Origin of the sequence: Mixta gaviniae, from assembly GCF_002953195.1 — a bacterium.
GTDB classification, from domain to species: domain Bacteria; phylum Pseudomonadota; class Gammaproteobacteria; order Enterobacterales; family Enterobacteriaceae; genus Mixta; species Mixta gaviniae.
In genome coordinates this window covers 4,078,291-4,096,059 of record NZ_CP026377.1, presented here as the reverse complement: position 1 = coordinate 4,096,059, position 17,769 = coordinate 4,078,291, and the positions used below count along the sequence as shown (strand labels likewise).

Annotated in this window: 17 protein-coding genes and 5 pseudogenes; 20 read left to right on the top strand and 2 right to left on the bottom strand. The window is 58.7% G+C overall.

Annotated elements, in window-relative coordinates:
- The first annotated feature begins 1 nt into the window (after position 1).
- The 5 genes and pseudogenes from C2E15_RS19250 to C2E15_RS19230 all read left to right on the top strand — a co-directional run bounded on the left by C2E15_RS19250 (position 2) and on the right by C2E15_RS19230 (position 4,448).
- Positions 2–535, top strand: coding sequence for an integrating conjugative element protein (locus tag C2E15_RS19250; RefSeq protein WP_006785962.1), 534 nt, complete (start codon positions 2–4; stop codon positions 533–535).
- Positions 535–1,107 (top strand): restriction endonuclease, encoded by a 573-nt coding sequence (locus C2E15_RS19245; protein ID WP_006785963.1) that lies wholly within the window; start codon positions 535–537, stop codon positions 1,105–1,107. The genes C2E15_RS19250 and C2E15_RS19245 overlap by 1 nt, the downstream gene beginning before the upstream one ends.
- Before the next feature lie 10 nt (positions 1,108–1,117).
- Entirely contained in the window at positions 1,118–1,606 is a 489-nt protein-coding gene (locus tag C2E15_RS19240) for a hypothetical protein (protein WP_006785964.1), read from the top strand.
- A pseudogene (gene traD / locus C2E15_RS19235) lies at positions 1,599–3,697 on the top strand (type IV conjugative transfer system coupling protein TraD). Before C2E15_RS19240 ends, traD begins: the two are co-directional and overlap by 8 nt.
- Entirely contained in the window at positions 3,690–4,448 is a 759-nt protein-coding gene (locus C2E15_RS19230) for a TIGR03747 family integrating conjugative element membrane protein (RefSeq protein ID WP_006785966.1), read from the top strand. The pseudogene traD and the gene C2E15_RS19230 overlap by 8 nt, the downstream one beginning before the upstream one ends.
- Positions 4,449–4,538: 90 nt before the next feature.
- On the opposite strand, the gene C2E15_RS19225 is transcribed toward C2E15_RS19230, so the two are convergent.
- Entirely contained in the window at positions 4,539–4,886 is a 348-nt protein-coding gene (locus C2E15_RS19225) for an FxLYD domain-containing protein (protein WP_016808262.1), read from the bottom strand.
- Between the two features lie 184 nt (positions 4,887–5,070).
- Here C2E15_RS19225 and C2E15_RS19220 point away from each other — a divergent pair, with 184 nt between their 5' ends.
- The 11 genes and pseudogenes from C2E15_RS19220 (at position 5,071) to C2E15_RS19170 (ending at position 13,565) form a co-directional block, all read left to right on the top strand.
- On the top strand, positions 5,071–5,418 hold the full coding sequence (locus C2E15_RS19220; protein WP_006785967.1) for an integrative conjugative element protein, RAQPRD family: 348 nt from the start codon (positions 5,071–5,073) through the stop codon (positions 5,416–5,418).
- Positions 5,418–5,660 (top strand): TIGR03758 family integrating conjugative element protein, encoded by a 243-nt coding sequence (locus C2E15_RS19215; RefSeq protein ID WP_003029734.1) that lies wholly within the window; start codon positions 5,418–5,420, stop codon positions 5,658–5,660. Before C2E15_RS19220 ends, C2E15_RS19215 begins: the two co-directional genes overlap by 1 nt.
- A gap of 35 nt (positions 5,661–5,695) precedes the next feature.
- On the top strand, positions 5,696–6,082 hold the full coding sequence (locus C2E15_RS19210) for a TIGR03745 family integrating conjugative element membrane protein (protein WP_006785968.1): 387 nt from the start codon (positions 5,696–5,698) through the stop codon (positions 6,080–6,082).
- A gap of 12 nt (positions 6,083–6,094) precedes the next feature.
- Positions 6,095–6,451 (top strand): TIGR03750 family conjugal transfer protein, encoded by a 357-nt coding sequence (locus C2E15_RS19205; RefSeq protein ID WP_004115534.1) that lies wholly within the window; start codon positions 6,095–6,097, stop codon positions 6,449–6,451.
- On the top strand, positions 6,448–7,107 hold the full coding sequence (locus C2E15_RS19200; RefSeq protein WP_004115533.1) for a PFL_4703 family integrating conjugative element protein: 660 nt from the start codon (positions 6,448–6,450) through the stop codon (positions 7,105–7,107). Before C2E15_RS19205 ends, C2E15_RS19200 begins: the two co-directional genes overlap by 4 nt.
- Positions 7,107–8,057: a TIGR03749 family integrating conjugative element protein gene (locus tag C2E15_RS19195; RefSeq protein ID WP_006785972.1), complete on the top strand. Its 951-nt coding sequence runs from the start codon at positions 7,107–7,109 to the stop codon at positions 8,055–8,057. Before C2E15_RS19200 ends, C2E15_RS19195 begins: the two co-directional genes overlap by 1 nt.
- Positions 8,047–9,545: pseudogene (locus tag C2E15_RS19190) on the top strand (TIGR03752 family integrating conjugative element protein). Before C2E15_RS19195 ends, C2E15_RS19190 begins: the two are co-directional and overlap by 11 nt.
- Positions 9,529–9,924: a hypothetical protein gene (locus C2E15_RS19185; RefSeq protein WP_020899223.1), complete on the top strand. Its 396-nt coding sequence runs from the start codon at positions 9,529–9,531 to the stop codon at positions 9,922–9,924. Before C2E15_RS19190 ends, C2E15_RS19185 begins: the two are co-directional and overlap by 17 nt.
- Positions 9,924–10,334 (top strand): TIGR03751 family conjugal transfer lipoprotein, encoded by a 411-nt coding sequence (locus C2E15_RS19180; RefSeq protein ID WP_006785978.1) that lies wholly within the window; start codon positions 9,924–9,926, stop codon positions 10,332–10,334. The genes C2E15_RS19185 and C2E15_RS19180 overlap by 1 nt, the downstream gene beginning before the upstream one ends.
- Positions 10,334–13,191 (top strand): annotated as a pseudogene (locus tag C2E15_RS19175) (conjugative transfer ATPase). Before C2E15_RS19180 ends, C2E15_RS19175 begins: the two are co-directional and overlap by 1 nt.
- The gene (locus tag C2E15_RS19170; protein WP_004115528.1) at positions 13,188–13,565 is read left to right on the top strand and encodes a hypothetical protein; all 378 of its coding nucleotides are present in this window, start codon (positions 13,188–13,190) and stop codon (positions 13,563–13,565) included. Before C2E15_RS19175 ends, C2E15_RS19170 begins: the two are co-directional and overlap by 4 nt.
- A gap of 112 nt (positions 13,566–13,677) precedes the next feature.
- On the opposite strand, the gene C2E15_RS19165 is transcribed toward C2E15_RS19170, so the two are convergent.
- Entirely contained in the window at positions 13,678–14,238 is a 561-nt protein-coding gene (locus C2E15_RS19165; protein WP_031233906.1) for a hypothetical protein, read from the bottom strand.
- A gap of 321 nt (positions 14,239–14,559) precedes the next feature.
- Here C2E15_RS19165 and C2E15_RS19160 point away from each other — a divergent pair.
- From C2E15_RS19160 to C2E15_RS19145, 4 genes and pseudogenes are all read left to right on the top strand, one after another.
- Positions 14,560–14,946, top strand: a pseudogene (locus C2E15_RS19160) (TIGR03757 family integrating conjugative element protein); the annotation flags it as partial.
- A gap of 7 nt (positions 14,947–14,953) precedes the next feature.
- The gene (locus C2E15_RS19155) at positions 14,954–15,946 is read left to right on the top strand and encodes a TIGR03756 family integrating conjugative element protein (RefSeq protein ID WP_020899220.1); all 993 of its coding nucleotides are present in this window, start codon (positions 14,954–14,956) and stop codon (positions 15,944–15,946) included.
- Positions 15,946–17,420: pseudogene (locus C2E15_RS19150) on the top strand (integrating conjugative element protein). The gene C2E15_RS19155 and the pseudogene C2E15_RS19150 overlap by 1 nt, the downstream one beginning before the upstream one ends.
- A 10-nt stretch (positions 17,421–17,430) precedes the next feature.
- Entirely contained in the window at positions 17,431–17,769 is a 339-nt protein-coding gene (locus C2E15_RS19145) for a hypothetical protein (protein WP_020899218.1), read from the top strand.

The following is a 17,769-nucleotide window of genomic DNA, read 5'->3' as shown; positions in this document are numbered from 1 at the left end:
GATGAAAACGCTGTCCTTACTGCTGTTTACCCTCCTTCCCCTGACCGGCCATGCTGAACTGAATGTGATTGCTGATCTGGGCGGTGAAGATGCTGCGCCGTATTTTGAGGCCGTTAATAAACAGCCCGGCATGCCCGGCGTCAGTGACGTACAGCCTTCACGCCAGCCGGACCACGGTGTTCCGCTGGCTGACGGGATGGCGGGTATGTTACCCGTTAACACACCTGAACTGAGCCCGGGGAATACAGCAGACCGGCCGCTGCAGTTGCCCGGCATTGGGGCGTTGTTTCTGATCGGGGATGATGCTCTGTCCCGTGAATGGCTGAAAGCCAATGCCGGCGCGCTGGCTGAACAGCATGCGGCCGGGATGATAGTCAACGTCACAGACATGGATACCGTGCGCGAGCTGCGCGAGCTGGCACCCGGTGTCAGCCTGGCCCCGGCTTCCGGCAGCGAACTGGCCCGTCGCCTGCAGATTGCGCATTATCCGGTACTCATCACCGATACCGGCCTGACGCAGCAGGTTAAGCCGTGATGAGCGCGCCAGATATCAACGGTCTGCTGATGGCGCACCCTTACGGGGCGGTCATACTGGTTGTCCTTTTCCTGGTGGTGATGGCCTTTCTGAACCTGCGTCGGCGGGAGAAAGCCAGCACCCGCCGTCACCGGCGATACCGGGCAACGGCGGGGCGGGTACTGGATAAACTGACCCGCCTGCCGGGAGACGGGCAGCGTCTGAGCTATCTGCGCAAAGTCAGTCCCTATGTCTTTGAAGAGCTGTTGCTCTCTGCCTTTGAACGCCAGGGGCTGACCGTGGTGCGCAATGCCTCCTACAGCGGTGACGGCGGCCTTGATGGTCAGGTCATCATTGACGGTGAGCACTGGCTTATCCAGGCCAAACGGTACAGTCGTGCTGTTTCCCCCGCACATGTTGAGGACTTCGACCGGCTTCTCCTGCAGTCCGGCCGCCGGGGGCTGTTTATCCACACGGGCCGTACCGGAAAAATGAGCCGCACCATTCGCACGGCGTCACCGCGTCTGCGCATCATCAGCGGGCAACGCCTGCTGGCCATTCTCGCCGGTCAGGACGTCCGGCAGTATCTCTGAGGAATCTTTTATGCACATCTTCCTGAACAGCCTGCGTTACGCGTTGTGGCTTGTGTTCTGTTTATTCCGTCATGCCGTTTTCGTGCCTGCCGCTTTCGGCGGTGTCTACCTGCTCGCCTGGCTTGTTTTCGGCCATCCGGTCAGTGACCTGAACGACCAGTTGCAGAAGGAGGCAACGGCATGGCGCACCGCGCCGCCCGGACATTACATGTGGGAGGAATGCCCGGCGCCTGATAATGCGGCTCCGCCTGATGCAAAGCCGGCAGCCTGTACCGTCACTGCCGTCTCCACAGAAACCGCGGCGAACAATTACCTGCTGTCATTGCGGGCTGTATGGATCATTTTTTTCATCCTGTCGAATGTTCTGTATGTGCTCTGGCGCTTACTGGCGGATGCCCTGCGTTACCACTCCCTTTCCTGCAGGGAAGCCGGTGCCGGGAGGGGAACGTATATCCGTATAGCCGACGGTAAAATTATAAAGGAGGCAGACGATGAGTAACCGTTACGTCATTGAGGCCCTGCTGCGTCCGGCCGTTGAGCTGAATACCGCCGTGGTATCGGGCATGGCGGCGTATGTCTGTGTGCAGGCACCCTGGGCTGTCGCTCTGGCTCCGTCTGTCAGCTATGTCACCGCAGCCGGGTTTGCGGCGCTGGCCGTCACCCGCACGCATCAGGGGATGAAGATTATTCGCTACCGCCGGAATCTCCGCCGCCTGCCGCGCTATGTCATGAGTACTAAACAGATCCCCGTCAGTCATCGTCGCCTGTTTCTAGGCCGGGGTTCCGCTGGACGCAGAAACACACCCAGCGGCTGCAGGATACGTTGCGCCCTGAAGTGGCCCGTTACCTGCAGCCAAACCGCTTTTACCTGGGGGCGCGTCAGCTCGAAATGATGACAGAGCACCGTCTGCCCTGGCTGGGTAAGCTGCTGAGTGCCGATACGCCGCTGAACCCGGTGCGGCCATTACCACCGGTGGGCGGCAATCCGGCGCTGCACGGCATCGAGCCCGACGAAAAAGACGTCACCCTGGCTCTGGGGGAGCGCGTTGGCCATACGGTGGTGTACGGCACCACGCGCGTCGGGAAGACCCGGCTGGCAGAGCTGCTGGTCACCCAGGATATCCGGCGGGGTGAAGTCACCATCGTGTTTGATCCGAAAGGCGACGCAGACCTGATGAAACGCGTCTGGGCAGAGGCCCACCGGGCCGGACGCGGGGACAAGCTGTATATTTTTCATCTTGGCTGGCCTGAAATTTCAGCCCGTTATAATGCCGTCGGGCGTTTTGGTCGCGTGTCAGAGGTGGCGTCCCGCGTGGCCGGTCAGCTGTCGGGTGAGGGGAACAGCGCGGCATTTCGCGAATTTGCCTGGCGGTTCGTCAACATCATCGCCCGTGCGCTGGTCGCCCTGGGTGAGCGCCCTGACTACACGCTGATCATGCGCTACGTGAACAATATCGCCGATCTCTATATCCGCTATGCGGAAAAAATCATCCAGGCGCAGCTGCCGGCTCTGCAGACGCAGATTGAGAATAATCAGCAGGTGCTGGGAGAGGACGACGTGCCCCGTAACATGCAGGGTCAGCCGGATGCCTTACGTATCTGGGCCATTGAGGTTGCCCTGAGTTCAGAAGAGGGTAAAAAACTCTATGATCCCATCCTTGACGGGCTGCGGTCAGCGGTACGTTATGACCGTACTTACTTTGACAAAATCGTGGCGTCGCTGCTGCCGCTGCTGGAAAAACTGACCACCGGCAAGACCGCCGAGCTGCTGTCGCCGGATTATCAGGACATTGACGACACGCGGCCGATTTTTGACTGGGAACAGATCATCCGTAAAAAAGCCGTGGTGTATGTGGGGCTCGATGCGCTCAGTGACAGTGAAGTGGCGAGCGCGGTCGGTAACTCCATGTTCGCCGATCTGGTGAGTGTGGCCGGGCACATTTATAAACACGGTATCAATGCGGGCCTGCCGGGCGGGAAAGAAGGGAAGTCCCTGATTAACCTGCACTGCGATGAGTTTAACGAGCTGATGGGGTATGAGTTTATTCCTCTCATCAACAAAGGGGGCGGTGCCGGCATGCAGGTGACGGCCTATACCCAGACGTCTTCTGATATTGAGGCACGCATCGGGAATGCGGCCAAGACGGCCCAGGTACAGGGTAACTTTAACAACCTGATTATGCTGCGCGTCAGGGAGAACCGCACCGCCGAGTTGCTGACCACGCAGCTGCCGCAGGTGGAGATTTACACCAAAACGCTGGTCTCCGGGCACCAGGACACGGCGGATGTCAATGCAGACCAGGACTTCACCTCAAGCACCCAGGACCGCGTCGGGACGGTAAAAGTCCCACTACTGGAGCCGGCCGATATCGTGACGCTACCAAAAGGGCAGGCGTTTGCCCTGCTGGAAGGAGGGCAACTGTGGAAAATCCGCATGCCGCTGCCTGCCGGGGATGCTGATGATGTGCTGATGCCGGAAAGTATTGAGAAAATAGCGGAGGAGATGCGGCGCAGCTATCACAGCGGCGAATCCTGGTGGCGGGACGGCCCGGCCCTGAACGTGCCGGTCACAGGAGGGGCGAATGGCTGAGGTAAAACGTCCCCCACAGCAGCAGACGCTGCCGGAACGCAAGCACGGCATTCTGTATAATCTGCTCTGGGGCTGGCCATGGGCCCTGGTGGGCGTGGTGCTGTCCTCGCTGCTGCTGAGCCTGCTGATTGAATATATCGGCATCGCCTTCTTCTGGCCGGAAGCCGGGGCGGCGCACAGTGAAGCGGTCATGAACACCGAGCTGGGGTGGCTGTCCACAGAGTTCACCCGCAGCCTGCTGCTGTCTGAGCCATCGGTGACGGTTGTGCGCTGGGTTAGCACCGCGTATCAGTGGGCCTTTGTGGACAGTGGCTTCCTTGACTGGGTCCGGCAGCAGTATGCGCACCAGATGCACAGTGACAATGCAGTCACGCGGGAAATCAACAGCTGGAGCGGCTGGCTTGCCGGCTACCTGCGTGAATACCTGCTGGCCACGGTATGGATAAGCATTATCACACTGGTACGCGTCACCATCCTGGTGCTGTCCGTCCCGCTGTTTGTGCTGGTCGTGGTGGTGGCCCTGGTTGAGGGGCTGGGGCGGCGTGATCTGCGGCGTTACGGGGCGGGGTATGAAAGTTCTTTTGTCTATCACCATGCCAAGAAACTGGTCAAACCGGCAGCCGTGGTGCCCGCCATGCTGTACCTTTCCTGGCCCACTGCAGTCTACCCCAATCTGCTGTTGTTGCCGGCGGCTGTCCTGTTGGGTATCGCCGTGACCGTGACCACTGCCTCATTCAAGAAGTATCTTTAAATCAGGGCTGGACGGAGGCGTGCAAAACTTGTTTTGCGCGCCTGCCGTCAGCAGACAAGCCATGAAACCACTGTTACTGGCGCGTCAGTGTCAGTTATTAAATACCGTCAGTTCTGTCACTTTGAAGCTGTCTGGCTTGTTGGTTATGCTGTCGTAGGGTGCCTGTAGCTTCCATTGCTGACCCGGCTCCAGATTTTCAGCCATCGCTGCCGTATTTCCTATTACTGCCCCATTCTGAAGCAAGTTGAATTTGACAATTACAGTCTTCACAGGCCCACCTGACACGTTTGTTCCCGTGCCTTCAATTTGCTGCAAACCATTTGCTGCTGTGGCGAAATGCAGGTCTGAAAGTTGGACTTTGCCAGTACCGTCGGCCGCAAGAACAGGGCCGGTAATCAGTGCAGTGATTAACGTGGCCTTCAGAACAGTCTTCATCATTTTCATTTTCCCTCTGTTTACCGTTGAGTTTTCTTAATATCACAATGAACCTTTATTTACAGCTAAACCTGCCACCGGCACTGACCTGCAATTAATTTTGAAATTCCTGTTTAGGGTTTATCGCTGACCCGACGCTCCCTCTTCCGCATCCTGTCCGCACCCCTTAATCCTTCTGGAGGTGCGTATGAACTCAAATCGTCCGGCCATGCGGCGCAACCGTCGTGTCCCGGGCATCACTGGCCTGGTATTGCTGACCTTTCTGGCATCAGCTGCTGCACAGGCATCCGAGAAAGACGAGCTTGCGTCTGTTCAGCGTCAGCTGGACCAGGTTCAGGCGTCGCTTGAACGGGCCCGCGTGGCGGCTGCACAGGCCGACCCGGCTGACCGTGGCCGCTTTTTCTTTGATTACCGTCAGGCCACATCCGATCTCAACACCATCCGCAGCGGCATTGACCGCTATCTGGAGCCCTCCCGCGCGCAACCGCGTGACCCGTCTTATGTGGCCGGTAATTACCGGCGGGAGCGGCCCTGATGCCCATGACATCCGAACAAACGAACGCGTTTAAAGCCGGCTCCGGCAGTCTTGATGTGAACATCCTTCATCTGCTCTGCATCGGGGCACTGCTGGCATTTCTTTTTTTATGGGCCGCGTGGGCGCTGTCGGATGTCTGGACCGGCTGGAGTAACACCAAAGTGCGGGACGCGGCCCTGGGGCGTTTTGCCGTCCGCACCGTGCTGCTGTTGCTTGTGTGTATCTGGATGTTTGCCAGTTAACCCGATTATGAACGTTAAGTCAGGAGATGAATTCCATGCACCATTCTGAGTCTGTTGTTGCCCGCCTGCGCCGTCTCGCCAGTCGTACGCTGACCCGCGCCGGTACGCTTGCCCTCCTGGGCTGGCTCACCTGCAAACCGGCCTTTGCGGACTTGCCAAGCGTTGAAGCGCCTGAATCCGGAGGCGGAAGCGGGCTGTCCGGACAAATCAAGGGCTACCTGCAGGACGGCATTGTTATCGGGGGGCTGGTCGTGGCGGCCGTTGCCTTTATCAACGTTGCCATTGCCGCCCTGCACACCTTCACCGAAGTCCGCAATGAGAAAGCCACCTGGACCAAATTCGGGGCCATTGTGGTGGTGGGTGTGGTGCTGCTGGTTGCCGTTATCTGGCTGCTCGGCAAGTCTGCCGACATTCTGTTGTAGGAGCCTGCGACGATGCAGACCATTCGTTTTTTACCTGACCGTCTCAACAGTGAGCCCGTGGTATTTCGCGGGTTTACCACCCATGAGATGGGGCTGGCAGCCCTTGCCGGCGCGGGTGCGGGTCTGCTCCTGTCACTGCCGTTTATCCCGCTTGCCGGCTGGGTTGTCGTTCCCACCGGCCTGCTGGTCATGCCGCTGCTGCTCGTCTGGTTCGGCGGCCGCTGGATGGCCAGGCTCAAGCGCGGTAAGCCCGAGAACTGGCTCTGGCAGCGACTGGAGACGAAAAAACGCCGGCTGGGGATGGGCAATCCGAAACTGATTGTGGATGCCCGGGGCTGGTCAGTGAAACGTAACAGGAGAGCCTCATGAGCCGTTTTCGCCATGCGGTAAAAGACCGCGACCAGCATATTCAGACGCTGCGCATCGCCTGCGCCGTGCTTGCCTTTTTCCTTTTATTCACCTGTGCAGGCTGGATGCTGGCACCCAGCAAGCTGACCGTGCATAACCCGCCGGATTTACGTACCGGCAGCACGCGGCCCTGGTGGGAAGTGCCGCCCCCGACGGTCTACTCCTTTGCGTTCTACATTTTTCAGCAGCTCAATGCCTGGCCGAAAAACGGCGAGGTGGATTATTCCGCCAAAATCAATGCGCTGTCGCCGTATCTGACGCCGTCCTGTCAGGATTTCCTGAAAGCGGATGCAAAGAAACGCGGTGACGCCGGGGAGCTCACCGACCGCGTGCGCGTGGTGTATGAAGTGCCTGGTCGCGGTTACCAGTCACAGAGCGTGACCGTACAGGATCGCGATCACTGGATTGCCCGCCTGGACGTGGTGGCCGACGAATATTTCCATGCCGAGCCGGTCAAACGCGCCCTGGTACGTTACCCGCTTAAAGTGGTGCGCTGGGAAGGTGATGCGGAGCGCAACCCGTTCGGGCTGGCGCTGGACTGTTATGCCGGTGTGCCCCAGCGTCTGGAGGCGGCACCGCCTGCACCTAAACCGGAGAAGTCAGGAGTGTTTCAGTGATGAGTAAAAACCCCCACTACCGCGCCGGGCTGATGGCGCTGTCCTTCGCCCTGCTGCCCCTGGCAATGCTGGTATCACGTCCTGCCGGCGCAGATGAGCTGATGAAATGGGAGCGTATTCCGCTGCAGATCCCCCTGAAGGTGGGGCAGGAGCGGGTGGTCTTTGTGGACAAAAACGTCCGCGTCGGTTTTCCGCCGGCGCTTAACGGTAAACTCCGGGTGCAGAGCACCGGGGGAGCCGTCTACCTGAAAGCCGACAGCGCCTTTCCGCAGACGCGGGTGCAGCTGCAGGATGTGGAAAGCGGCGAGGTTCTGCTGTTTGATATCGCCGCCGGTGAAAAAGGGCCGACTGAGCCGGTGCGGCTGGTCTACAGCGGTGATGTCAGCACGCTGAGTCACGCCGGCGATGCGGCCGGTCAGCCAGGTGGTGCAGACCGGGCTGCTTCCGGATCAGGCTCATCTGCTCCCACCGGCAGCGATGATGGTACTCAGGCAAAGCGTAAAAAAATCCGCTACAGCGCCCCCATCCCGGTGCTGCTGACCCGATATGCCGCTCAGAGCCTTTATGCTCCGGCACGTACGGTCGAGGCGGTCCCGGGTATTCATCCGGTCAATCCTCATCTGCCCCGACGTGTCAGCACGCTGTATCCCTCTGAACCATTAACGGTCACGCCGCTGGCTGGCTGGGGTGTGGCAAACCGCAGCGTGGTGGCACTCAGGCTCACGAACACCGGCAGCCGTAAGGTCGTTCTGGATCCACGCTCGCTGCAGGGACAGTTTGTGTCCGCCACCTTCCAGCACCGCTGGGTCGGTCCGGCCGGCACGCCTGAAGACACCACCACGGTGTATGTGGTGACCGCCGGTCGTCCGGAGAGCGCATTCATTGCTGAGCCGTCTGCACTGCGTAAAGCGACCCGCACGGTAAAACAGGAGGCCCGCCATGCAGATTAAATCTAATGCCCTGGTGAAGTTTATCGTGCCGGCCGTGGTGATTGCCGGGCTGGCCGTGGGGCTCAAAAGCTGCAAAAACGAACCGGCAGAACAACCTCAGGCAAAACAAAGCGGCTCCCTGAAAAACCTCTCGCCGGATGAACTGAAGGCGCTGGGGGTGGAAGGCGACACGCCGGAGGACACCCTGCGCACGCTCATCGGCCGGCTGAACGATGTGCGTGACCGCCAGAAAACGCTGGATAAGCAGAACGCGGATTTGGTGAAAGAAAACGAACGGTTGCGCCGGCGCAATCAGGACGTTTCAGGACAGGTGAATGAGGCCGTTAATGGCCTGCGCGAGCAGTACGACAAGCGGCAGGCTCAGCTTCAGAACGAACAACTGAGCCTGACGGCGAAAATCCAGGAGCTGACTGACAAACTCAAAAAGCCTGACAGCGAGAAAAAAACGGCGGACAGCGATATCCCGCTGGGGCTGGGACTGGACGGCATGGGCAGCAGCACCGGGGGAGCGCTTCTCAGGGCAGTGACGGCATGATGTGGGTCGCGCCGACGGACCAGAAAGAGACGGATCCGCGGGATGCGGCCAGCGGCAAAGCCTCACCTCAGTTCCCGACCTCTTTTCTGGGGGAAAATGAGCTGACCCGCCAGAAAGCCGCCTATGAGCAGAAAGTGAAGGGACGGACGAATGAAAAAGGGGCGGAAGAGAGCGCCGAGCCGGTTTACACGCTGCCGGAAAATTCCACGCTGGTCGGCAGCCGCGCCATGACGGCACTGCTTGGCCGGGTGCCCATCAACGGCACCGTGACCGATCCTTATCCGTTCAAGGTGCTTATCGGTAAGGATAACCTGACGGCGAACGGCATCGAGTTACCGGACGTCGAAGGGGCGATTGTTTCGGGGACGGCCAGCGGCGACTGGACGCTGTCCTGCGTGCGCGGGCAGGTTAACAGCGTCACCTTTGTTTTTTCCGACGGTACGGTGCGCACCCTCCCCAGACCCGACACCAGTAACAACGCCGGCGGGCAAAATAATAACGCTCAGGCTAAACAGGATACCGGCACCAGTGGCGGTATCGGTTGGATTTCGGATGAAAACGGGATCCCGTGCATTGGCGGCGAACGTAAGTCCAACGCCTCCACCTACCTGCCCACCATCTTTGGCCTGTCGGCTGCCGGTGCGGCGGGTGAAGCGATGAGCCAGGGGCAGTACACGACGCAGAACAACGTGAATGGCATTTCCGCCACCATGACCGGCGACGCCGGACAGGCGGCGCTGGGGAAAGCCATTTCCGGCGGCATGTCTGAAACCACCGACTGGATCAAACAGCGTTACGGGATGACGTTTGATGCCATTTATGTGCCGCCCGGTGCCCGTCTCGCCGTGCATATCACCCGTCAGCTGGCCATTGATTATGAAGATAAGGGCCGTAAGGTGCGCTACGACTTCACCCTGCCGGGTGGCGTCAGTGACAATGGCGGACTGGACTGAGTACACGGCCATGGCGGGACAGATAACGTTTTTCCCTCTTTCATCCGTGTGCTGGATGTTCAGCGACGGGGCAGGCTGGCATATTGACGTGATCCCTGCGTCTTCTGCGGTTCTGTTGCTGCGACCCGTCGCGCTGTTGCCTGCCGGCGCACCTTTACTGCGCTGGCGCAATGGCCAGCTTTTACTGGATATCGGCAGGTTCTCCCTGCCGCTCAGTGCCCGGGAGTGTGCCGTTTCGTGGCGCAGCCCGAAAATCCCGCGCCGGCTTTACTGCCCGCGTATGACATTACGGGAGCTGGGGCACCTGCTGAATGTCAGTGCGTTCGTTTTTATCTGCGGCGGTTACGATCCGGCCGCCTCACAAAGGAGATACCGGTAATGTACAGAACGGTTTTCATTCTGGCCCTGAGCTGTGTAATGCTCAGCGGCTGCTCAACCTCCAAAGAGGAAATGCTGCCGGCGGGCGATAACACCATGCTTGAACTGTGGAACGGGGCGGACGGTGGCGGCAGTACTTCCCGCCAGTCTGCGGCGGCCCGCGACACGCTGCGACGCCCGCTGACGGGCAGCGAAACGCAGGCGGACGCGCAGGCCGACCGCAGCTACAGCCGTACTCAGGAAAGCGAAATCACCCAGCAGTTTCCCCGGCTGCCCAACCCCGACATGGTGATGTACCTGTATCCCCATCTGGCAGACGGTAACACGCCGGTGCCGGGTTACAGCACTGTGTTCCCGTTCTACAGCCAGACGCAGTATGCCATGCCTGGCGAGCGCACGGAGGCCCTGTAATGCTTTCACTGTTTACGCGTAATAAATCCACCGACCGGCAGACGCCGGTTGATGACGGCCAGTCCGTTCAGGCAGATGAAACCCTGACCGCGGCCGTGAAGGGCCGGCAACCTCTGAAGCGCCCCGGGAAAATGACGCGCCAGGATGAGGAGAAGGTTTATCACGCCAATCCGTCCATCATTGACTTTTTGCCCTGGGCAGAATTTCTCGATGAAGAGCAGTGTCTCCTGCTTGATGACGGCGTGTCGGTGGGGGCCGTTTATGATGTGACACCGGTGGCGACCGAAGGGCGAACCGAAGAGCGCCTGGAGCAGATCCGGGACTCGGTTGAGGATGCACTTCAGGACAGCTTTGATGAACATGACGTGAATCCCTGGGTCGTGCAGTTCTTCTGCCAGGACGAGGACGACACTGACGCGTACCTGGACAGGCTGCGCGGGTATGTCAAACCACATGCACAGCGCACGGCGTTTACCGACGCCTGGCTGGGTGAAATGGAGCGCCATATCCGCAGTATCTCCCGGCCTGAGGGACTTTTTACTGACTCGCTGATTACCGGCCAGCCGTGGCGCGGGCAGCAGCGCCGCACCCGGATGGTTGTTTATCGCTGGCTTGGTAAAAGCCGGGATCCGATGCCGCCGGTGGCGATGCTCAATCAGGTGTGTGACCGGGTCGTTAATGCCCTGGGCGGGGCGGGGATCCGCTGCACCCGGCAGAACGGCCTGCAGGTGCATGGCTGGCTGCTGCGGCTGTTCAATCCGTCACCGGACTGGGTGGAGAAAACCACGCTCTATCGGCAGGCTGCTTACGCAGACCCGCGCGAGACACCTGAAGGCACCGTGCCGGTCAGCAATGATTTTGCCGAAACCCTGTGGTTCACGCCGCCGGTTTCAGACCCGGAAAACGGCGTGTGGTGGATTGACAACAAGCCGCACTGCGCGGTGGCGGTGGAAAAACTGCGTACACCGCCGGAGCCGGGCACCCTGACCGGCGAGAAAAGCCGGGGTGAAAAGAAAATTAATGCCCTGATGGATATGTTTCCGGAAGGGACCATGGTGTGCATGACCGTGGTGGTACAGCCCCAGGACCGGCTTGAAGAGCAGTTTAACCGGCTGTCGAAAAATGCGGTCGGTGAGAATACCGAGTCGGGCCGCGTCCGCCAGGATGTGAAGACGGTCAAAGAGTATCTGGGCAACCGGCACAAGCTGTACCGGGCGGGGATCACCTTCCTGCTGCGCGGCGACGACATGACCAGCCTGAAGCGCAAGCGGCTGGAGCTGTCCACCGTATTGCTAGGGGCCGGTCTGCAGCCGGTACGGCCGGAGTTTGAAGAAGGTCCGCTGAACAGCTGGCTGCGGGCGCTGCCGATGTGCTTTAACCCGGACAGCGACAAAAAACACTGGTATACCCGTCTGACATGGGTTCAGCACCTGGCAGGACTTTTGCCGGTAACCGGGCGGGAAACCGGCACGGGGCATCCCGGCTTCAGCTTTTTCAACCGCGGCGGGGATACCCTTACATTCGATCCGCTCAACAAGCTCGACCGCACCCAGAACGCGCATCTGCTGTTGTTCGGCCCGACCGGGGCGGGCAAGTCGGCCACGCTGTGTGCCGCGCTCTCCCAGCTGATGGCCGTCCATCGTCCGCGGCTGTTTATTGCGGAGGCCGGCAACTCGTTCGGCCTGCTGGCCGACTTCTTTGACAGCCTCGGGCTGACGGTGAATAAAATCAGCGTCAAACCCGGAAGCGGCGTCAGTCTGCCGCCGTTTGCTGATGCTCACAAACTGGTGGAAGAAGGCCTGGCCGCCCAGGCCGTGGATGAGAGCGACCTGCCTGATATCGACACGGACGACGATGGCGAGGATGACAAGCGTGACGTTCTCGGTGAAATGGAAATCTCCGCGCGCATGATGATCACCGGCGGCGACCCGAAAGAAGAGGCTGACCTTAAGCGTGCCGACAGGGCGATGATACGTGAGGCGCTGCTGATGGCGGCACATGCCACGTATAAGGAAGGGCGGCAGATGCTGCCGTCTGACCTGCAGAAGGCGCTGTACGACATTGCCTCTGACAACGATGAGGGCGTCATCAATGTCCGCAATGCTCAGCGCAAGGCGAAAGCGGCGGAAATGGCGGAATCCCTGGGCATGTTCACTCAGGCCGGGAGCTTTGAAGCGGAGCTGTTCAACCGCGAAGGGGAGCTGTGGCCGGAAGCGGACGTGACGCTGGTCGACCTGGGGCATCTGGCGCGTGAGGGTTACGAGGCGCAGATGGCCCTGACCATGGTCTCGATGACCAACATGATCAACAACATCGCGGAGCGTGACCAGTTCCTGGGCCGGGATATTGTCTTCACGGTGGATGAGGCGCATATCGTGACGGTCAACCCGCTGCTGTCGCCCTACATGACGAAGGTGGTCAAGATGTGGCGTAAGCTCGGTGCCTGGCTGTGGCTGGCCACCCAGAACCTTAAAGACTACCCGGATATTGCCGAAAAAATGCTGAACATGGCGGAATGGTGGATTTGTCTGACCATGCCCCGGAGGAGGTCAAAGATATCAGCCGTTTCCGCGCGCTCACGCCGGAGCAGGAATCGGTGCTGCTTTCCGCCAGTAAACTGTCGGGGTGTTATACGGAAGGCGTGGTGCTGGCGAAACGGATCGAAGCGCTGTTTCGTGCCGTGCCGCCCAGTCTCTTCCTGGCACTGGGCATGACGGAAAAAGAAGAGAAAGCCGAACGCCGGGCGCTGATGAATGAATTTCACTGCAGCGAACTCGAGGCGGCAAAACGCGTCGCGCAGAATCTGGACCGTCTGCGCGGTCTGACGGATAAACAACAGGAGCCTGCCACGGTATGATGACACTGAAGTACCCTGAACCCGCCATTCATGAGCACAGTGGCGGTGCGCTTTTCACCCTGTCGCCTCAGGGGGAGCCCGGCGTGCTCCCGGCGACACATCAGCATCTGGTGAGGCTGCGGGCGATGCTCAGGCAGCGCCTGACCGGGCCGGTCAAAATGACGTGTCACCCGCACCGGGTGGGACTCAGCAGCAGCGTGGCCATCTATCTTGAGGGAAAGCTGAAGCAGGCGGTGAATATTCTTATCACCGTGACGGGACAGACGAGCTGGCCGCAGGAAGAGGAGTATGCGCATCCGCGCTGGTATATCACGGTGCCGGATTCGGCTGACCTGGTGTATCTGATGCTGTGGATTAACGGGCTTGACGTATAACTACAGACTTGCCTTCACCAGGGGCATGATTACAAAAAGAAAATAACAATATTGCATACCGGCCCTCAGGGCCGGTTTTTTGCTAAGTAACGTCATAAAATTGACTACGAGGTCAAGAAGATTTCCTTCGCATAACCTTCTTAACGCATTCACTTATAAATCCTTTTTGCTGATGGGAAATATCCATGAACATTGATTCACCTTCCATTTTGAAAGGTAAAACTCCTCCCTCGTATGCAAACCCTGTTTTGTTTAGAGGATAAAATAGCGCAATCCTATACTCTGCTTCATGAGAAAATATATTTGGTTTAAAAAAAACAAGTTCTTCAGGAGTGAAGCTGTCTGGTGCCGTTCCTGGATGATAATAGATCACATCTTTCCCTTTAATTTCAGTACCCGGGAATCTGTGGTCTAAAAGAGAAAGTCTTTCTTGGAGGAGATCAACGTCGAATGCGATGCAGATATCAGCTTTAAAAGCAGCATAGAGTTCTGGCTCATCTTGCCGATTACTCAAACATATACAATAACAATGACGAGGCGATAGCGTAAACATGGGATCTGCAGTCATATCGTCAGGGTTAAGGGTGCGCCCATTAATTTTTATAGCAACTTGATAACGATCCGGAGTGAAAATTTTTTCCATTTCATTATCGCGCATTTTTTCGTTTTCCATGCGTGAATAATGCGTCAGGTCACACAGTCGTATCGGAGCTTCGTCGCGGATAACGGGGCCAAGAATCTTCTCCTTTCCATACAGATACCTGATATTCATCATCACCTCTGGCAATTTAGTTGAATGATTACAGATTAGTACTTTATGCCGGGTTTAACCGTCTGTAGTTATATCATTAGCTAAATGGTTGTGATCATTTCCTACTGCAAAAGCTACAGATTCGCTGATTAATTTTTTTGTTCGGGTATAGAATTTAATGCGGCTTTTTTGAACGGCCACGGGCACGCTGTCAGGCGATTCAGTCTGACGGAGCCCCGATTCATGAAACTGACCTCACTTGTTTTCCTGCCGGCTCTGCTGCCGGCATCCGTACTGGCCGGCACGGTCGTCTTCACCGACAGTCAGCATCTGCCGGCAAATCTGCCGCCGGACGTGCCGGTGGTACTTCTTGATGGTCCTGACCAACTGCAGGCCGAGATGTTCGGGGAACTGCCTGCAGACCCGCAGCAGGCCGAAGCACAGGTCAGGCAGGTTATGGCATCATCTGCCTGGCAACAAAAACAGCTGCAGCTGAATGATTCCTATCGCCAGGTGGTCCGGGCCTGGGAACTGGGCATTAAAAAAGTGCCGGCCGTGGTGTTTGATGACCGCGATGTGGTGTACGGCACCACGGATGTTGACGTGGCCACTTCCCTGCGTAACCGGGGGGTGGTCAGTGAATACAAAACCTTCCCGCATCAGAACCACAGTGTGCTCGCTGGCGGTTGCCACGGTACTGGGTACGGCAACCGCGCCGGCAGCTGTTGCAGCACTTAACACGGCGCAGATTATTGCCAGCGCCGTATCGCAAAACTGTATCAGCTGGCGTGTCAGTGGCATCTGTTACTGGCTGTTCTGCACCCCCTTTGGCTGCAAGGTGCGCACGTCGGTCAAAGTCACCCACTTCATTCCTCAGGCAGTCGTTTCGACCTATGTCGCGCCGGGCGGCAACCCGTGGCAGGAAATGGCGTTTGTCAGCCAGACCGCCGGCGGGCTGGAAAGTGCCGTGACCAGCGGGCTTTCCGGTGTTTCTGCCGGAGGAGCCAATCCGGCAGACATGAAAAATCCCGGCCAGCGCAAGTCCGCCGTGCGTTTCAAGTATGCCGATGCGATTGGCCACCCGGCCACCTCCCTGATTGGCGGCAGTATTCCGGGCTATTCCTGTGATACCGCAGCCACCCCGTTAATGCCTTACTTCCTGAGTACGCTGGATTCGGCGGCCTGGCGCACGGGCGTACCGGAGTCCCTGTATCCGGAAGCGCTTGTGCCCGGCCAGCGGGAAATCGGCAGTCAGGCAGCAGCCAATATGTGGGGCAACATCTATCCCCGTTCGGGGTTTATCAGCCAGACCGATGATGACAAAGCCTCTGCCGTGGTGGCGCAGCGTGTGGCAGACATTATCACCCGCGCCGGGCAGCCCCATGTTTATCAGGTGCTCCAGGGCAGCCATCATGACGGGTACTGGCCACCGGGCGAAGTCACGGAAAACACCGGCACGCGCAATCACAAATGGCAGCGGCTGGCTCCCCACATGACTCAGTCATGTGCCGTCTTCCCGGACGGGAGCTATACCGCCGCGAGCGATAACAATGAAGCCTTTGCGTTCTGGCAGCCCTACAGCTGCTGCAAAAAGCGCGGGCAGAAATTTTTGGGCAGCACTGATATCTGATGAGGAAAACCGTGAAAAAAACACCTTCATTTTCAGCCGTTCGCTTAAGCCTGCTGCTGACCGGCTCACTGCTGACTGTCCTCCCGGGCGCGCACGCGGCCGATGATGACAATACCATCCTGGGCATGTCCCTGCCGCAGGTGAACAACAGCGCCATCGGTTACGGCAAGTCCGTCGATGGTGCGGTGTCGGACAAACTGTTCTACACCCTCGGCGGCGGCTCGGTCATTTCCCAGCCGGCCACGCGCGGCAATATGCAGAAGCTGGGGCTGAATACCGGCTGGAGCAGTGACCTGATGTGCGGCAATTTTGATCTGAAAACCACAGTCGGCAACCAGCTCAACGGCGTCACATCAGGCTTTAAAAACCTGATGGGCGACGTGATTCAGGGGGCCACCGGCGCGGTGGCCAGTCTGCCGGCGATGGTCATTCAGCGGGCTAACCCCGGTCTGTATGACATGCTCACCAACGGCGTGCTTCAGGCCAATGTGTCATTCGACAAGGCGCAACTCAACTGCCAGAACATGGCGAAAAAAATGATGGACTTCAGCGACAGCAGTAACTGGACGCAGCAGGCCATGATGGATGAGTACAAATCCATCGTAAACAGCGGTGATGCTGACGCAGTTCGTGTTGATGACGCAGGTCGCAAGGCCAGCGGCGCGTCAGGTAGTAACTGGGTTGGCGGCCAAAAACGTGGGGGGCGGGGCAGCCCGCGATACGTGTCACCCATGACCTTGTCGCTGCCGGCTACAACATGATGAACGGTCTGCCCGTCACGTCTGATTCGACCGTGGGCGAAAGCAGCTGTAACGGTGGCGCATGCTCTAAATTCGGCAGCGCGGAAGAGGCGGCGGCCATGACCGTGAAGGTGCTGGGCGATCGCTCGATGCGCACCTGTGCCAACGCGAGTGAATGTACCAGCGGTGATGCGGATGACCAGCCCGGTACGACCGTTGCCGGCACCGGTTTTGCCCCACTGCTGGAAGAGGCAACCAAAGCCAACGCTGAGCAGCTGGTCAGGCTCGTCAACGGTACGGAAAAGCCCACGGCCGCGAATCTGGCGAAGCTGAAAACTGGCGGACTGCCGGTGACGGCCGGCGTGATTAAAGCCCTGCAGCGTGATCCGGATAACGCGGCCCTAACCGCCCGCCTTGCAGGCGAACTGGCCATGTCTGACACGGTGGAAACGGCGCTGCTGATGCGTCGCATGATGGTTACCGGTATGTCGGAGCCGAATGCCGCTGCCCAGCCAAAGGCCATTGATACCGCCGGCCAGCGCATTGAGGCGCTGGATCGGGAAATCGCGGCGCTGAAAAACGAGATGGAGATGAAGCGCGAACTGTCACGTAATTCTGTGCTGACCATTATCGACAGGGAGAATCAGCGCGTCGAAACCAACCCGCAGACCCAGTCCGATGACAATACCGACAGTCGCTTCAACCAGATGGCAGCGCCGCAGTCGGCTGAATGAGGGAATAAGGATGCGTAATAAAACGACTGTCAGGAAAGTCTTGACCCGTGCCGGCTTCTTCCTCGCCTGTATGGCGCTGTTCATGGTGGTCTCACTGATGATGGCTGACACCGCCATGAAACATCCGACTGAAGCTGCTGCATTCCGGAGCTGGATGCAGTCGACGCGTTACGGCTGGCTGATGTGGCGACTGGCGCTGTATGCGCTTGTTGCCTGGGGCCTCTGGAAAATCCGGCATGCGCCGGGTTTTCGGGAGGCATACCGGCGGCCGCTGCTGCGCATCAGTGTGGTCAGTGTGCTTTTTATCGCGTTGTGTGAGTACGCGATGTTTACCGGTCCGGGAGCCTGA

Bases quoted from the DNA above. Each gene is read 5' to 3' on its own strand.
- C2E15_RS19250 (WP_006785962.1), top strand. From the start codon at position 2: ATGAAAACGCTGTCCTTACTGCTGTTTACCCTCCTTCCCCTGACCGGC.
- C2E15_RS19225 (WP_016808262.1), bottom strand. From the start codon at position 4,886: ATGATGAAGACTGTTCTGAAGGCCACGTTAATCACTGCACTGATTACC.
- C2E15_RS19145 (WP_020899218.1), top strand. From the start codon at position 17,431: ATGCGTAATAAAACGACTGTCAGGAAAGTCTTGACCCGTGCCGGCTTC.
- C2E15_RS19245 (WP_006785963.1), top strand. From the start codon at position 535: ATGAGCGCGCCAGATATCAACGGTCTGCTGATGGCGCACCCTTACGGG.
- C2E15_RS19200 (WP_004115533.1), top strand. From the start codon at position 6,448: ATGAGCCGTTTTCGCCATGCGGTAAAAGACCGCGACCAGCATATTCAG.
- C2E15_RS19185 (WP_020899223.1), top strand. From the start codon at position 9,529: ATGGCGGACTGGACTGAGTACACGGCCATGGCGGGACAGATAACGTTT.
- C2E15_RS19215 (WP_003029734.1), top strand. From the start codon at position 5,418: ATGCCCATGACATCCGAACAAACGAACGCGTTTAAAGCCGGCTCCGGC.
- C2E15_RS19205 (WP_004115534.1), top strand. From the start codon at position 6,095: ATGCAGACCATTCGTTTTTTACCTGACCGTCTCAACAGTGAGCCCGTG.
- C2E15_RS19220 (WP_006785967.1), top strand. From the start codon at position 5,071: ATGAACTCAAATCGTCCGGCCATGCGGCGCAACCGTCGTGTCCCGGGC.
- C2E15_RS19230 (WP_006785966.1), top strand. From the start codon at position 3,690: ATGGCTGAGGTAAAACGTCCCCCACAGCAGCAGACGCTGCCGGAACGC.
- C2E15_RS19195 (WP_006785972.1), top strand. From the start codon at position 7,107: ATGAGTAAAAACCCCCACTACCGCGCCGGGCTGATGGCGCTGTCCTTC.
- C2E15_RS19165 (WP_031233906.1), bottom strand. From the start codon at position 14,238: ATGGAAAACGAAAAAATGCGCGATAATGAAATGGAAAAAATTTTCACT.
- C2E15_RS19240 (WP_006785964.1), top strand. From the start codon at position 1,118: ATGCACATCTTCCTGAACAGCCTGCGTTACGCGTTGTGGCTTGTGTTC.
- C2E15_RS19180 (WP_006785978.1), top strand. From the start codon at position 9,924: ATGTACAGAACGGTTTTCATTCTGGCCCTGAGCTGTGTAATGCTCAGC.
- C2E15_RS19170 (WP_004115528.1), top strand. From the start codon at position 13,188: ATGATGACACTGAAGTACCCTGAACCCGCCATTCATGAGCACAGTGGC.
- C2E15_RS19210 (WP_006785968.1), top strand. From the start codon at position 5,696: ATGCACCATTCTGAGTCTGTTGTTGCCCGCCTGCGCCGTCTCGCCAGT.